General features: G+C 44.2%; 1 protein-coding gene. It reads left to right on the top strand.

Annotation, left to right across the window (positions count from 1 at the left end):
• Window positions 1–101: 101 nt before the first annotated feature.
• Complete coding sequence (locus tag ACMHKH_RS14610; protein ID WP_413521348.1) at window positions 102–1,064, top strand: IS30 family transposase; 963 nt, start codon at window positions 102–104, stop codon at window positions 1,062–1,064.
• The last annotated feature ends 7 nt before the right edge of the window (window positions 1,065–1,071 follow it).

Below are 1,071 nucleotides of genomic sequence, written 5' to 3'. Positions count from 1 at the left end.
CCTAGATTCAAATAAGAAGTGCAACGTTTCAAAAGAATGAGTTGAAGAGTAAGATGTGCCGTGTTGCATTTCAAACTTCAACTCCTACATATCAGAACGTTATGAAACACTATACACATCTTACCCAAGAGCAAAGATATCAAATATCAGCGCTATTGCAAGCTAAAAAGAGTCTCAGTGAAATAGCTAGAATTATCGGCTGTCATAAATCAACGGTCAGTCGAGAGATAAAGCGAAACATAGGACAAAGGGGTTATCGCCCCAAACAAGCCCATCGTTTGGCAAAAGAGCGCAAAGTTGTGAATAGCGCACAGATCAGCCGCTTTGGCTGGTGCTATATTGAGCACTTGTTAAACAAGAGATACTCACCTGAACAGATCACAGGGCGACTGAAGATGCTGGGTTGGCAAGAGGTCCCAAGCCATGAATCAATATACCAACACATCTATACTGACAAAAAGGCAGGGGGTGATCTACACAACGCCCTTAGATGTCAAAAGCGCTATAGGAAACGCCGTCTGCAAGGCAATGATAGGCGTGGGAAAATAGCGAACCGCTGTGATATCACTGAGCGTCCTAGTATCATTGATACGCGCAGTCGTATAGGCGATTATGAAGGGGATACGGTGGTTGGTCACGGACATCAGGGTGTGCTTGTCACTCTAGTGGATAGAACAACTCGAGAGACTAAGATCAAAGCGCTACCCAATCGCAAGGCAGTAGCCGTCACACAAGCTTGTATTGGCATGCTAAAAGGTGAACAGGCGTTAAGTATCACCTTTGATAACGGTAAAGAGTTTGCTGACCATGAAACGATGGCAACAGCGTTGAAGGCTGATATTTACTTTGCTCAGCCTTATCATTCTTGGGAGCGTGGAACGAATGAGAATACCAATGGGTTAATTCGTCAGTTTCTACCTAAGTCGATGCGTCTAGATAACCTATGCAGTCACTTAGTTCAGTCGATTGAAGACAGTTTAAATAATCGACCTAGAAAGGTGCTAGGGTTTAGAACACCGCTTGAGGTAAAATCTAGATTCGGGTGCGTTGCACTTCGATGTTGAATCCAAG

Source organism: Psychrobacter glacincola (genome assembly GCF_965118485.1).
In the GTDB taxonomy this organism is placed as follows: Bacteria; Pseudomonadota; Gammaproteobacteria; order Pseudomonadales; family Moraxellaceae; genus Psychrobacter; species Psychrobacter glacincola_D.
Note: the sequence above shows the minus strand (reverse complement) of the source record. Positions and strands in the feature narration are given on the sequence as shown.